14 protein-coding genes are annotated in these 13,114 nt (G+C 59.2%); 5 read left to right on the plus strand and 9 right to left on the minus strand.

Features of this window, described 5'->3' with window-relative positions; translation table 11 throughout:
* Positions 1-697 precede the first annotated feature (697 nt).
* Entirely contained in the window at positions 698-2,392 is a 1,695-nt protein-coding gene (locus tag VEZ52_RS10640; RefSeq protein ID WP_324836788.1) for a lytic transglycosylase domain-containing protein, read from the minus strand.
* Positions 2,393-2,662: 270 nt separating this feature from the next.
* On the opposite strand from VEZ52_RS10640, the gene VEZ52_RS10645 reads away from it, so the two are divergent.
* Entirely contained in the window at positions 2,663-3,475 is an 813-nt protein-coding gene (locus VEZ52_RS10645; protein ID WP_324836789.1) for an RNA methyltransferase, read from the plus strand.
* Between the two features lie 406 nt (positions 3,476-3,881).
* On the opposite strand, the gene fliQ is transcribed toward VEZ52_RS10645, so the two are convergent.
* From fliQ to era, 7 genes are all read right to left on the minus strand, one after another.
* Positions 3,882-4,151, minus strand: a complete 270-nt coding sequence (gene fliQ / locus VEZ52_RS10650; RefSeq protein ID WP_324836790.1) for a flagellar biosynthesis protein FliQ — start codon at positions 4,149-4,151, stop codon at positions 3,882-3,884.
* 83 nt (positions 4,152-4,234) lie between these two features.
* Complete coding sequence (gene fliP, locus VEZ52_RS10655) at positions 4,235-4,948, minus strand: flagellar type III secretion system pore protein FliP (RefSeq protein WP_022659839.1); 714 nt, start codon at positions 4,946-4,948, stop codon at positions 4,235-4,237.
* A 16-nt stretch (positions 4,949-4,964) separates the two neighbouring features.
* Complete coding sequence (fliO, locus tag VEZ52_RS10660; protein WP_324836791.1) at positions 4,965-5,558, minus strand: flagellar biosynthetic protein FliO; 594 nt, start codon at positions 5,556-5,558, stop codon at positions 4,965-4,967.
* A complete protein-coding gene (gene fliN, locus VEZ52_RS10665; protein ID WP_324836792.1) occupies positions 5,551-6,120 on the minus strand; it encodes a flagellar motor switch protein FliN in 570 nt (189 codons plus the stop codon). Before fliN ends, fliO begins: the two co-directional genes overlap by 8 nt.
* Positions 6,121-6,281: 161 nt before the next feature.
* Positions 6,282-6,938 (minus strand): flagellar basal body-associated FliL family protein, encoded by a 657-nt coding sequence (locus tag VEZ52_RS10670; protein ID WP_298995859.1) that lies wholly within the window; start codon positions 6,936-6,938, stop codon positions 6,282-6,284.
* Positions 6,939-7,030: 92 nt separating this feature from the next.
* Positions 7,031-7,759 carry a YggS family pyridoxal phosphate-dependent enzyme gene (locus VEZ52_RS10675; protein ID WP_324836793.1) on the minus strand — a complete coding sequence of 243 codons (729 nt, stop codon included), beginning with the start codon at positions 7,757-7,759 and terminating at the stop codon, positions 7,031-7,033.
* 2 nt (positions 7,760-7,761) lie between these two features.
* On the minus strand, positions 7,762-8,685 hold the full coding sequence (gene era / locus VEZ52_RS10680) for a GTPase Era (protein ID WP_324836794.1): 924 nt from the start codon (positions 8,683-8,685) through the stop codon (positions 7,762-7,764).
* A 459-nt stretch (positions 8,686-9,144) separates the two neighbouring features.
* Here era and VEZ52_RS10685 point away from each other — a divergent pair, with 459 nt between their 5' ends.
* Positions 9,145-9,663 (plus strand): VUT family protein, encoded by a 519-nt coding sequence (locus VEZ52_RS10685; protein ID WP_192112801.1) that lies wholly within the window; start codon positions 9,145-9,147, stop codon positions 9,661-9,663.
* A 148-nt stretch (positions 9,664-9,811) separates the two neighbouring features.
* The gene (locus VEZ52_RS10690; protein ID WP_324836795.1) at positions 9,812-10,090 is read left to right on the plus strand and encodes a DUF5665 domain-containing protein; all 279 of its coding nucleotides are present in this window, start codon (positions 9,812-9,814) and stop codon (positions 10,088-10,090) included.
* An 80-nt stretch (positions 10,091-10,170) separates the two neighbouring features.
* Here the strand turns inward: VEZ52_RS10690 and tgt are convergent, their stop codons facing one another.
* Positions 10,171-11,310: a tRNA guanosine(34) transglycosylase Tgt gene (tgt, locus tag VEZ52_RS10695; protein ID WP_027181006.1), complete on the minus strand. Its 1,140-nt coding sequence runs from the start codon at positions 11,308-11,310 to the stop codon at positions 10,171-10,173.
* A 316-nt stretch (positions 11,311-11,626) separates the two neighbouring features.
* Here tgt and alr point away from each other — a divergent pair, with 316 nt between their 5' ends.
* Both alr and rpsF read left to right on the plus strand, forming a co-directional pair.
* On the plus strand, positions 11,627-12,763 hold the full coding sequence (gene alr, locus VEZ52_RS10700) for an alanine racemase (protein WP_324836796.1): 1,137 nt from the start codon (positions 11,627-11,629) through the stop codon (positions 12,761-12,763).
* Between the two features lie 140 nt (positions 12,764-12,903).
* On the plus strand, positions 12,904-13,114 hold a 211-nt coding region (rpsF, locus tag VEZ52_RS10705), incomplete at its 3' end, for a 30S ribosomal protein S6 (protein WP_324836797.1).

Raw genomic sequence — 13,114 nt, forward strand, 5'->3', positions numbered from 1 at the left:
TTTCTTCCCACTCGCTATTCACTTGTCAATGAACCACTTGGCCTCTTCGGCCCGCCAGCCCGGCTCGTTGCCGCTTGGCGCGAGGAGCGTTTATGCCCTCTTTCGTTCCCCGAGTCAACAACTTTTTTCCGTTTCGCGAAAATTTTTCGCGGCGACCGTCAGTCGTTTTTCTCAAGGCGCGAGGAGCGTTTATGCTCCCCTTTGCTTTCGAAGTCAACAACTTTTTTCCGTTTCGTGAAACTTTCGTTTCACTGTGGAGCCGAGTCGTTTTTCTTCAATCGCGAGGAGCGTTTATGCTCCCCTTTGCTTTCGAAGTCAACAACTTTTTTTCCGTTTCGTGAAACTTTCGTTTCACTGTGGAGCCGAGTCGTTTTCTTCAATCGCGAGGAGCGTTTATGCTCCCCTTTGCTTTCGAAGTCAACAACTTTTTTCCGTTTCGTGAAACTTTCGTTTCACGGTGGAGCCGAGTCGTTTTCTTCAATCGCGAGGAGCGATTATGCTCCCCTTCGCTTCAGGAGTCAACCGTTATTTTCGTTTCCGCGAAAATTCTTTTCGCTTGCGTTTCCCTTAACCGTTTTCCCTTGTCGCGAAGGGGGAAATTGCCTTAAAGGCCCCCGCAAGTCAAGCAACAAATGCATTTTTTTACAAAACAATTCATCCATATCTGCGCAAACGGGCCAACCGCGCGGCTTTCAGCCTACTGTTCCACAACCAGACGCGCGCCTGTGCGCAGGTTCTTTTCGTCCACACTGTTCCAACGCTTCAGGTCATCCACACTCACATTGTAGGTGCGGGCGATCTTCCACAAGGTATCGTTGGCCTGTACTGTGTAGGTAGTTTTGCTGGTTTTGGCTGCCTTGGCAGGTTTGTCCTTGTCCCGATCCTTGCCGAGACGCCCATCAGGCCCGGCAGCCACCGGCCGCCCAACTGCGGCCACAGCCTGACCATGACTCTGGCCGCTGCCTTGACCGCCGCCCTGGGCCGGGATGCGCAGCACAGCGCCCGCATGCACCTTGTGCGGATCAGAAATGCCATTGCACTGCTGGATATCCTGCACGCTCACACCATATTTACGAGCCACAGAACTGAGCGTTTCATCCGCCCGCAGGGTATGCTTTGGCCCATCATTGGCGGCAACCACCCGTGCCGAGGATCCCTGCGGTTCCCGGCTGGCAGCCTCATTGCCGGACTTGCCCGCCTTGGCTTGCCCCTTGGCCGGTTTGGCATCCAGAGCCGCCACTGCTTGGGCAGACATGTTCACCGAGCGCGGAACCAGCACCGTTTCGCCAGCTTTCAAATAGGGATTGCCCGGATTGGCAGCCCGCAGCGAAGCCACAGGCACACCGCATCGACGGCTGATTTTATCCCACGAATCGGCGCTGGAAGCCACCGTGCTGGGAGCCCACCCCGCATAGGGCGCGCACTGGGGTGAAGACAGAAATGCCTGAGCCGCCCGTTCCCGACTTGCCGGTACATATATATATGTAGTGCGGCTGGTGTCGGTCATGGGGCGTTTGTGGTGCCGGTTGAATGCCGAGAACTCGTCCATATCCATACGGCAGGCGCGGGCCACAGCCGCCAGGTCCGTACCGGGTTTGGCGGTCAGGCGCAGCACGCCCGGCGCATTGTCGGGATGGATTGGATCAAAGCCAAGCTGGGGAAGGTTGCGCATGATCTTGGTCACAGCCAGATAGCGCGGCACATACTGCTTGGTTTCATCGCGAAGCTGTGCCTTGTCGTCCAGCATATGGTTGCGCGATTTGATTTCGAAAAAGTCACGCCCGCCGGTGCCCTGCTTGGCGCGGCCAATTTTGCCCTCTCCGGCGTTGTAGGCCGCAACGGCCGTGGGCCAGTCGCCAAAGTCGCCATAGAGTTTTTGCAGGTAGTCCGCCGCTGCCTCGGTGGATTTAAATGGATCAAGCCGTTCATCCGTCCACCAGTCCTGATTCAGCCCATACTTTTGCCCGGTATAGGGCATGAACTGCCATGCACCGGCGGCCCCGGCAGGCGAGCGCACCTCGCTACGATAACCGCTTTCCACAATGGCAAGATAGGCCAGATCTTCCGGCATGCCCCGCGAGCGGAACACGCGCTTGGCATAGGCAAGAAACTGCTCCGCCCTTTTTGATGATGCGCTCATGGTAGGGCGGCCCTTGCGCAAAAAGTATTTGTACTGGCGCGTTACGTCCGCCATGGCGCTTTCGGGGATGTTTTTGTCCACCTGCCCGGTGGTGTTGAGGGCGGCGGTTTCACTGGCCGTCAGCGGCGGAGAAGTATCTTCTTCCGGCACAGACATCGACAATCCTCCTCCGGAGTCGCCGCCTTGCCGAGAGGCGCAGCCCCCGGCAAGCAGCAGACAGCAGACAACAGCCAGAAAAAATAGTCTTGCCATTGCCGATCCGTTCCTGTTCGATGCTGCAACCATTGTTCCCTCCCCTTTTCCGCCCCGGCTTGCCATCTGCCGGGAAGATGCGTACACAGCCGCCAAGGGCTGACTGTTCCTTCCCCGTGCGCGAGGCCACGGCATGGACTGCCAAAAGCCCACACACGTGCGCAACCGCGCAGCATATCGCATAAATATTTCTAGCGGGTTCTTGCCCGCACAATCCTCTCCAATCACTCAGGCCGCACGGCGGCCAATGCACACAGCCCGGAGGCGCATATGCATAATGAAACTGAACAAGCCCCGCTGCTGCCGGGCCTCAAACCTGTGCTGGAACTGCTTGCCAGCGAGCCCCAGCGCATCGACTGCGTCTTCTGCAAAAAAGGCCTGCGTGGCCCCGATGCGCAGGAAGTGCTGAACCTTTGCCGTCAGCACAACGTGCGCTTCAGCCTGGTAGACCAGGTGGCCCTTGACCGTCTGTGCCGTGGCGCTGGCGGTCAAACTGCCCAGGGGCGTCAAGGCCGTGACGGCGTTTCCCATCAGGGAGTTGTGGCCCGTCTGGCCGCAACCGGCTTTACCGAACTTGCCGACCTGCTGGCCGCAGCAGGCGATGCCCCCCTGCCCCTCATTGTGGCCCTTGACCAGGTGCAAGACCCCGGCAACGTGGGCACAATCTGCCGCACCCTGTATGCTCTGGGCGGCGCGGGCATCATTCTGCCCCAGCACAACAGCGCCTACCTTGGCCCTGCAGCCCGCAGGGCAGCTGCGGGCGCACTGGAAAAACTGCCCGTAACCCGCGTCACCAACCTGGGCCACGCCCTCGACAGCGCCGAAGAAGCTGGCCTGACCATTTACGGCGCGGGCGGCGATGGCCCATCAAGCCTCAATGCCTTTGATGAACCCATGCAGTTGCCTGCCGTGCTGGTTCTGGGCAATGAGGACAAAGGCCTGCGGCCCGGCGTTGCCAAACGGTGCGCGCACATGCTGCGTATTCCGCTTGCCCGCACCTTTGACTCGCTCAATGTGGCGCAAGCCGGAGCCGTACTGCTGGGCCTTGCCGCAGCGCACAGGGCAAAGAATTCTGCATCGTAGGGCAATTTCTGCTCAGCAAATCCCAAAGCAAAAAGCACGCCAACACAATTGGCCCTTTTTGCACAGTTCAGACAAGCTCTTGACAGCATAAAAAAGGAAGTGCAGCCGCACTTCCTTTTTTATTGCAAACAAAAAAACCCTAAACTTTCTCTAGATTTTTATTAGATAGATTTTATACATCAAGAATAGCAGACTAACTGTGCAAGATACAGTTATGCTGCTGCCCATATCAGAACTGAAACGCCCCATGCAACAGAATATGAACCTTTGGGCGTCACGTCTGCACAAGTTCGCAAACCATCCATTGTTGGACGCAAAAAACCCGCCCCATGCCAGCACAGCGCAAGGATGCGCGGATGGCGGAGCGGGTTGTGCGCGCCGATAAGGGCGACCCGTAAGGCAGTCTTTACCGGATATAAGTGGGGATATTGATGAATACGTCGCGTGTAAAGGTAATCATGCGCTCCATGAGCCAGGGCAGAGCCATAAGCAGAGCCAGAAACATGCACACGATTTTGGGGATGAAGGTCAGCGTCATTTCCTGAATCTGGGTTGCCGCCTGAATAATGCTCACTACCACGCCCACACCAAGGCCCACGCCAAGCATGGGCAAGGACATCATCAAGCAAAGTTCAATGGCCTGCCGACCGAAACCGATGACGAAATCTGGGGACATGGGTGACTCCTGAAAATTGACGGTGTGCGAATCTTTCCAACCCTTAGGCAAAAACCGGGCCAAAGCTGTACGCAGAGCGCCGGTCAGAGCAGAAAGCTGTTCACCAGCGAGCCGACCAGCAGATTCCAGCCGTCCACCATGACAAAGAGCAGCAGCTTGAAGGGCATGGACACCATCATGGGCGGCAGCATCATCATGCCCATGGCCAGCAGCACGCTGGAGATGACCATATCCAGCACCAGAAAAGGAATGTAGATGAGAAAGCCGATGGTAAAGGCGGTTTTAAGCTCGCTGATGACATAGGCGGCGGCCAGCAGCATGGTGGGGACTTCCTCCTTGCTGCGCGGCGCTTCCATCTTGCTGATGGAGTAAAAGACAGAGAGATCCTTTTCGCGCGTATGCTTGAACATAAAGGTGCGCAAAGGGGCCTGCGCCCTGTCGAGCGCCACCTTGTAGTCGATCTGTTCGGCCAGATAGGGTTGCAGGGCGTTATCATTGATCTGCTTGCCCACGGGATACATGATGACCACCGTCATAAAAATGGCGAGGCTGGCAAGAATCTGGGTGGGAGGCAACTGCTGCACGCCCATGGCCTGCCGCAGAAAGCTGAAAACAATGATGATGCGGGTAAAACTGGTGACCGTGAGCATGATGGCCGGGGCAACGGAAAGCACAGTGAGCAGGAAGAGAATTTCCAGCAGCACCGAAACCTTTTCCGGCGATTGCGCCCCACCGGCCAAGGTGAGCTGCATTGTGGGCATGGCCAGATCCTGAGCCGCAAGGGCCAGAACCGGCATAAGGAGGATGAAGAGGCTAGCTGCCGCCAGCGCCGCGACGGGCTTCTTCCATGATCTGTTTGAAATCGGCGTTCTCTGGCTCATGCTGTGCCTGCTCCTCTGTCAGAAGGGTAATCTGCTGGTCGGTAACGCCCAGCAGCAACCTTTTATTCAAGAAGCGTACCACCATCAAGCCCTTACGCGGCCCTAGAGGAAGCTGGGCCTCCATGACCAGGGCATCGCGCGGGAGCGCCCCCGGACGCGGCAGAAAATTGAACTTGCCGAAACGGCGCGCCAGCCATACAGCCAGCCACAGCACGGCCACCAGCAAAAACAGAATGCCCACGGCCTGGATATAGCTGCTCCAGGAAAAGGACGATTGCCCAAGCGCTGAAGCCGGTTCCACCAGCGAGGCTGCGGCCTGCTCCGTGGCAATGCCAACGCTTTGCGCGGCCTGCGCGGCCATGTCCAGCCCACGCAGCATCTGCTCGGCTGCGGCAGCCACTGTCTGTTCCAGCCCTGGCGGCACCGCTGTAGCGGATCCTTGCGCGCCAGAAGTGACCACGCCGCGCACCGCGCTCCCCGAAAGGCCGCCTTCGGCGGCGGCCAGCAGCACCGGCAGGCTAGCCAAGCTGCTTCACCCTTTCAATGGGACTGATAATGTCGGTGAGGCGCACGCCGAACTTTTCGTTGATGACCACGGCTTCGCCGCGCGCCACCAGCTTGCCGTTCACAAATACTTCCAGCGGTTCGCCAGCCAGCTTGTTCAGCTCAACCACAGAACCCTGACCAAGCTGCAGCAGTTCGTTGATAAGCAGACGGGTGCGCCCAAGTTCGGCAGACACATCCAGCGGAATATCCAGAATAAAATCCAGCTCCCGCTTGAGCTTGTTGTCCTTGGGCTGACGGGCCATTTCAGTCATGTCCTGAAAATGCGCGTCTACCGGGCGACCGCCAAGCCCTGCGCCTGCGCCGCCAAAGGAGGTCGGGCCCTTGTCTTCTTCATCCTGCGCCAGTGATTCAGCCCACTGGGCAGCCAGGGCTTCTTCATCCAGCCCTGCGCCGGATGTTCCGCCAGCCGCGCCAGCGGGCGCGGCATCAGCAGCAGGCGCAGCAGGTTCTGCCGCATTGGCTTCATCTTCCAGTTGCGCGGCCCACTGGGCCGCCAAGGCTTCCTGATCTTCCTGCGACATACGTCACCTCATTCTCTATTCCAACATGCTCACCCGAAATTCGGGCGGCATCGCGGCAACGGAGCGCCCCGCAACGGGCTTGGCTGCCAAAAGCCTCTATCTGAAACCGCTTCCGCACAAAAATCAGCTGCCAGAGGCCGCCAGAGGCAGAGCTTCCCGCGCTATTCCACTACAAAGTCGGTAAAATATACGCGTATGACCCTTTGCGCGCCCAGAATCTGGTTCAGCCGCGCGGCTACCTCCGCTTTCAGCAGTACCTTGCCGTCAGGCGTGGAGATATCATTAAACGTCTTACCCGCCAGCAGCATGATGATGGCATCGCGGATACGCGGATTGTTGGCCTGCAATGCGGCGGCAACGTCCGCATTGACCTCGACCTCCATCCCCAGCTTGAGATACCGCCGCCCCGAGGGGTCGGAAATGTTCACGGTTATGGGCGGCAGAGGCAAGACCTGCCCACCGCTGCGCGGCAGATCGCCCTGCCGTTCAATGCGCCCGTCACCCGCGCCGCCCGCGCCGCCAGAACCGCCCGCCCCGGCATGACCGGATGCGCCGCCTGCGCCGCCAGAACCGCCTGCGCCTGTCTGGCCCGCCGCTCCCTTGCCTGCGGCATCCGCAGATGCAGCTTCAGCAGGCGCAGAACTTGCCGAAGACGGCGTGCGGATGAAAAACCACCAATAGCCGCCAATGCCAGCGCCACTCAGAGTGATAAGCAAGATCGCCAAAATAATGACGATGCGCTTGGCCTTGGAGCCCTTCTTAGGATTTTCAGCCTGCCCTTCCGGCAGGGCCTTTGATTCTTTTTCTTTGGCCGCCATACGTACTCCACCGCTATTGTGGGGTCATGAATGCGAACCGCTCAAGTCATTCAAGTCTGCATGGCATGTAGCAGACTTTGTGCCAAAGCTGTTCACACCTTGGCAGGTCGCGGCCCGAAAATATCCGTACCTATGCGCACCATGGTAGCCCCTTCGGCCACTGCGCCTTCAAAATCACCGCTCATGCCCATGGAAAGTTCGGACAGGGGCAGGCCAAGGCGGGTGCTCAAGGCGTCGCGCAATTCACGCAGCCTTGCAAAATGGGGCCTCGCTGCATCGCCCGCGTCAAAAACCGGCGGCAGACACATGAGGCCCTGCACCTCAAGGTGCGGGCAATGCTCAAGAACATAATCGGCCAATTCCGGCAAATCTGCAGACATCACACCGGATTTTTGCGATTCGCCACCAACATTTACTTCAAACAGCACGGGCTGGCGCGCACCGCCTTCCGCCAGACGTCGTTCAAAAGCATCCGCAAGCTTGCGGGAATCAAGGGTATGCACAAGATTGAAAGCCCCCGCCACCAGCGGAGCCTTGCGGCTTTGCACATGACCGATCATGTGCCAGCGAATCCCGGCGCACTGCGCTGCTGTGGCCGGGTCTGCGCTCAGGTCTTGCCGTTTTTGCAAGGCCTCCTGAACGTAGTTTTCGCCAAAATCAATCTGCCCGGCGGCGGCCACCTGGGCCAGGGATTCCGCCGGATGCAGTTTTGAAACGGCAATAAGCCTCACGCTTTCGCGGGGGCGGCCAGCCGATGCGCAGGCCGCGTCAATGCGGTCAAGCACCCGCGCATAGCGTTCGAGCAACAAGGTATCGCCCATGACTACTCCGCCATCAGGCCCATCTCGCGCAGGAAGGCGGCGTCTTCCGTCCAGTGTTCGCGCACCTTGACCCAAAGTTCCAGATGCACCTTGCCACCCACCAGATCCTGAATTTCCTTGCGGGCCTCAATGCCTATCTGCTTGATGGAAGCGCCCGCACGGCCAATAACCATGGCCTTGTGCATGGGCCGTCCCACGTAGATGACCGCGTGGATCACAGTCTGGCCGCGCTCTTCGTCTTCCTCCCAGTTTTCCACGTCCACGGCCACGGAATAAGGCACTTCCTGGCGCAGATGCAGGAAGAGCTTTTCGCGCACGATTTCCGCAGTCATGAAACGCATGGGGGCCGTGGAAATCTGGTCTTCGGGGAACTGGGCCTGAGCAACGGGCAGTTTGGAGCGGATAAGTTTTGCCAGATCCGGCAGGCCATCGCGGTTCAGGGCCGAGGTGGGGAATATTTCCGCCTTGGGCCACATTTCACTCAGACGGGTCAAAAGCGGCAGCATGCGGCTTTTGTCCGAGAACAGATCCACCTTGTTGACCACAACGACCATGGGCCGGTCATCGTTGGAAAGCGCCCTGGACAGCGGCTCAAGGTCGCGGTCCAGAAATTCCGGATGGCGGATGTACAGGTGGGCATCAAGCACGGGCATGATGACTTCGGCCTGGGCAAGGCTCTGCCACACGGCCTGGAGCATGGTTTTGCTCAGCCGGCCGCGCACCTGGGCAAGCCCCGGCGTATCCATAAAAATAACCTGGGCTTTCTCATCCGTGAGGATGCCCACAATCTGATTGCGGGTGGTCTGCGGCTTGGGGGTGACGATGGTCACCTTCTGGCCGAGCAAGGCGTTCAGCAGGGTGGATTTGCCCGCGTTGGGCGGCCCCATAAGCGCGACCCAGCCGCAACGATAGTTCTGATCCGACATTCTTTCTCCCGGCTGGAAACATCCAGCCTCTACCGCCGAAAACTTCGACGGATAATTTTCTGGCAATTTTGCAGGGCGCGGGCGCACTGGCACGACAAAGGCCGCCCTATGCGGGCTAACATCTCAAAGAAATTGCGCTTCCGCGTTCGGGCGGGCGTGGGTTTGCGCACCTGCCCGGCACACTCAGAGTAAACTTTACTCTAGAAACATACTATAACTGGCTTTCTGTCCCACATCCGCGCTTCGGGGTCAAGACGCGCAGCATCGCCCCGGCCCACCCTTTGCCCCCAAACCGGACACATGCAGGGTACAGACGTTGCCGCAAAACCGGGCGCAAAAATCGATCACGGGGCAGCACGCGCATTTTCCCTGCCGCCGAACAGCCCACCATTATTATACTTCTGTCACCCGACAAACAGCGGGGCATTCCACAGCCCGCCCTTGACTACAGGCACGCCAATGCCTACTCTCCCGCCCATGTTCAGCTTATTTACCTATATTGCACTTATTGTGGGCGTTAACTTCGCCTTTTCTGTCACCCCGCTCATCCAGTTGCCCAATGGCGACATGTGGGCTCCCCTTTCGCTCATCGTGGGCTTTATTTTTGTGGTGCGTGATTACGCGCAGCGGCGCGTGGGGCATCATGTGCTCTGGGGCATGCTGGTGGGTTGCGTGGTAAGCTGGTTCATGGCCAGCCCGCAGCTCGCGCTGGCAAGCGCCGCGGCCTTTGCCGTGGGCGAACTGGGCGACTGGGCGGTATACACCTTTACCCGCCGCCCCTTCTCGCAGCGCATTCTCATCTCAAGCCTTGTGGGCGCGCCGCTGGACAGCATCGTGTTTCTGGGCATGATCGGCATTGCCACACCATGGTCTGTCATTACCATGAGCCTGAGCAAACTGGCTGGATCGCTGCTTGTCTTCTGGCTGGTACGCCGCCGCGAGCAGCGCGAATGCGGGCTGGAGCACATTCAGGCATAGAGATTGACCCCGCTGGGGCATGCCCCGCAGCTGCCGCACAGCACAACATACATTTTCAAACCCGTGGTTGCAGTATCACGGGTTTTTGTTATTTGGGAGCTTACCGTATAGACTCGGCCCCAAGCGGCACTCCGCGCGAGGGGGATCAATGGACAACCGAACTGAAGCCAGACAGACCGATGCCGAACTCCTGCTGCAACGCCTCGACAATGCAGGCCTCACGGAATACGTCCGGCTGTCGCAAAAAACCGGCAAGATACTCTGGCTCAACTTTCTTTCGGGCATTGCCAGAGGGCTGGGTTTCAGCATTGGCGCATCGTTGGTGCTGGCCGTTCTTTACAAGATACTGGCCCGCATCATCAGCATGAACATCCCTTACCTTACAGACCTGCTGCAACAGATCATGAACATGGCCAAGGGCGGCTGACAGGAAGGCGTATTCTTTTGCCGCAAAAAGGGAGGGAACCATAACGCTCCCTCCCTTTATATGGATGGTATTTGTTGCGATTACGAGCCAGCGGCGGCGCGGGCGGCTTCGTCCGGATACAGGGCCGTGATTTTCGCCAGAAAATCCATATAGCGCCCTTCCACGATGGCCTGACGCGCATTGCGCGCCAGATCGAGAAAATAGGTGAGGTTGTGCAGGGAATTGAGCCGGAAGGACAGCAACTCCTGACTGGCATACAGATGCCGCAGGTAGGCCCGCGAAAAATTGCGGCAGGCGTAGCAACGGCAATTGGGATCAAGGGGGCCGTCATCCTCGGCAAATTCGCGCCGCTTGATGTTGATCTTGCCAAGCGAGGTGTAGAGCGTGCCGTTGCGCGCATTGCGGGTGGGCAGCACGCAGTCGAACATGTCCACCCCGGCATGGATACCTGTGGCAATGTCCAGCGGCGTCCCCACGCCCATGAGGTAACGCGGCTTTTCACCGGGCAGCAGGGGCGCAGTATGGTAGAGCAGATCGTACATCTTGTCTTTCGGCTCGCCCACCGAAAGCCCGCCAATGGCAAAACCGTCAAAATCCATGGCGCACAGTTCGTTCACCGAGCGCTCGCGCAGGTCTTTGTAAAAACCGCCCTGCGTGATGCCAAACATCAGATTGTGCGCCGAACCGGGCGGATAGGCGTCCATGGCGCGCTTGGCCCAACGCGTGGTCAGGGCCAGAGATTTTTCCGTATAGGCGTAATCCGCGCCAAAGGGCACGCATTCGTCAAGCACCATCATGATGTCTGAATTCAGGTTGCGCTGGATTTCCAGCACCTTTTCAGGCGTGAACAGATGCTTTGAGCCGTCGAGGTGCGAGCGGAACTCCACGCCCTCCTCGCGGATCTTGCGCAGCGAACTCAGGCTGAATACCTGAAAACCGCCGCTGTCCGTCAGGATGGAGCCAGGCCAGGAGGCGAACTTGTGCAGCCCCCCGCGCCTGTGCACAAGCTCATCGCCGGGGCGCAGATAAAGGTGATAGGTATTGCCCAGAATGATGGGCGCGCCAATGGCGGCCAGATCATCCGGGGCAAGCGCCTTGACGGATCCCACGGTTCCCACGGGCATGAATATGGGCGTGGGGATAGTGCCGTGAGCCGTGCGCAGCACCCCGGCGCGGGCCGCGCCGTCGGTGTGTTCGATGGTAAATACGGATTGGGACATGCCGCGCAGAGTAGCCGCAAGCGCCGCCCTGCGCAAGAGGGGGAGCACGGCGGATCAGGAGCAGAAATTCGCAAATACCGGCTCAAAAGTTATGCTTTGCAGCAAAAGCCGCGCGGAAGCCGCACGGCAAATTGTTGTGCCTTGGGGCCAATATTGTTAAGGTTGCCCCCTTTCATTAAAGGGTGTTGCGCGCAAGGGCCGGGGCCTTTGCGCCGGGGGGCCGCAGGGGACGGCGACCCTTCGCTGCCGCCATGTGCGGTGCGCGGACAAACCGCGCAGAATGTCCTTCAGCAAAGTTCAAATGAGGGAATTCCCTGTGAGCGATTGCACGTTTTCACCATCGCTGTGCCACATTGATCTGGCCTCCATCCGCCGTAATTTTGGACGCATGGGCAAGGCTGAAAAGCTTATGCCGGTCATCAAATCCGACGCCTACGGGCACGGCCTTGTGCCTGTGGCGCGGGTTTTGTCTGATGCAGGGGCGCGGCGCTTTGCCGTGGGAACCGTATCAGAAGGCATGGCCCTGCGCGATGCGGGCCTGCGGCAAACCGTTGTGCCGCTTCTGGGCGCGCTCACCGATGTGGAATGGCAGGGTGCCGCCATGCAGGGCCTGACCCCGGTGGTGGGCAACTTTGACCAGCTTGAACGTGCCGCCGCCCATTGCCACGCCGGGCGCACCCTGCGCGTTGCCATAAAGTGCGAAACCGGCATGGGCCGCCTTGGCTTTTCACAGGAAGAACTGCCCCATGTCATCGACCGCCTGCGCAACATCCCGGGCATCTCCCCGGCCATGGTCATATCGCACTTTTCGTGCGCCGACGTGCCGGAGCAGGAAGCCTATTCGCAGGATCAGATCAAGCGCTTTACCGCCATGTCTGACATGCTGCGAGCGGCATTTCCCGATATTGAGCGCTCGCTCTGCAATACGGCTGGCACCATAGGCCGCCCCGAAGCGCATTTCGAGGTATGCCGCCCCGGCATTTCGCTCTACGGCGGCAATCCCTTTGCGGGAACCTCGTGGGAAGGCAAGGGCGCCGCGCTCGGTCTGGAATGGGCCATGAGCGTCAGCGCGCCCATTATCGAAGTACGTCAGGTGGCCGAAGGCCGCAGCGTGTCGTATGGTCGGCTGTTTACGGCGCAGAAGCCTGCAACCGTGGCGGTTGTTGCCATTGGTTACGCCACGGCTTTCAACCGTTCGCTCTCCACACGTGCCTCCATGCTCATCAACGGACGGCGCGCCCCTCAGGTGGGCCGGGTGTGCATGGGCATGATCATGGCCGATGTCAGCGGTCTGCCGCCCGTGCGCGTGGGCGACACGGCATGGCTTGTGGGCGGCCCCGCCGAAGCAGGGCAAAAGGCGGTGACGCCGCAGGACATTGCCGATGCGCTGGGAACCATCTCCTACGAAGTGCTCTGCCTTTTTGGCGGCATGAACCCGCGCGTGTACGCATAGGGCATTGCATCCCCCTGCCCGCGCAGGTTTTCGGCTGTCTGCAAATTTCGGCTTGACAGGCCCATTTGCCGGAAGTATAAGACTCGTTCCTTGCTCGCGCCCTGTGTGGCGTGGGCTGCCAATCCAAAAGGAGAATACCAATGCGGAAATTTGAAACCCTGCTGCTCCTTTCCCCGGAGCTTTCCGCCGATACTCGCGAGGGCACCATTGCCGCCCTTACCGCGATCATCGAGCGTGAGAAGGGCGTCATGGTGGAAGTGGACAATTGGGGCATGCGCGACCTCGCCTACCCGGTTCGCAAACTGATGCGCGGCTTTTATGTGCGTCTGGTGTACCAGGCTCCTGCTGAGC

Source organism: Desulfovibrio sp. (assembly GCF_035644575.1).
In the GTDB taxonomy this organism is placed as follows: Bacteria; Desulfobacterota; Desulfovibrionia; order Desulfovibrionales; family Desulfovibrionaceae; genus Desulfovibrio.

Coding starts and splice junctions, on each gene's coding strand:
- VEZ52_RS10640 (WP_324836788.1), bottom strand. CDS start 2,392: ATGGCAAGACTATTTTTTCTGGCTGTTGTCTGCTGTCTGCTGCTTGCC.
- VEZ52_RS10645 (WP_324836789.1), top strand. CDS start 2,663: ATGCATAATGAAACTGAACAAGCCCCGCTGCTGCCGGGCCTCAAACCT.
- fliQ (WP_324836790.1), bottom strand. CDS start 4,151: ATGTCCCCAGATTTCGTCATCGGTTTCGGTCGGCAGGCCATTGAACTT.
- fliP (WP_022659839.1), bottom strand. CDS start 4,948: ATGCCGGTTCTGGCCCTTGCGGCTCAGGATCTGGCCATGCCCACAATG.
- fliN (WP_324836792.1), bottom strand. CDS start 6,120: ATGTCGCAGGAAGATCAGGAAGCCTTGGCGGCCCAGTGGGCCGCGCAA.
- VEZ52_RS10670 (WP_298995859.1), bottom strand. CDS start 6,938: ATGGCGGCCAAAGAAAAAGAATCAAAGGCCCTGCCGGAAGGGCAGGCT.
- VEZ52_RS10675 (WP_324836793.1), bottom strand. CDS start 7,759: ATGGGCGATACCTTGTTGCTCGAACGCTATGCGCGGGTGCTTGACCGC.
- era (WP_324836794.1), bottom strand. CDS start 8,685: ATGTCGGATCAGAACTATCGTTGCGGCTGGGTCGCGCTTATGGGGCCG.
- VEZ52_RS10685 (WP_192112801.1), top strand. CDS start 9,145: ATGCCTACTCTCCCGCCCATGTTCAGCTTATTTACCTATATTGCACTT.
- VEZ52_RS10690 (WP_324836795.1), top strand. CDS start 9,812: ATGGACAACCGAACTGAAGCCAGACAGACCGATGCCGAACTCCTGCTG.
- tgt (WP_027181006.1), bottom strand. CDS start 11,310: ATGTCCCAATCCGTATTTACCATCGAACACACCGACGGCGCGGCCCGC.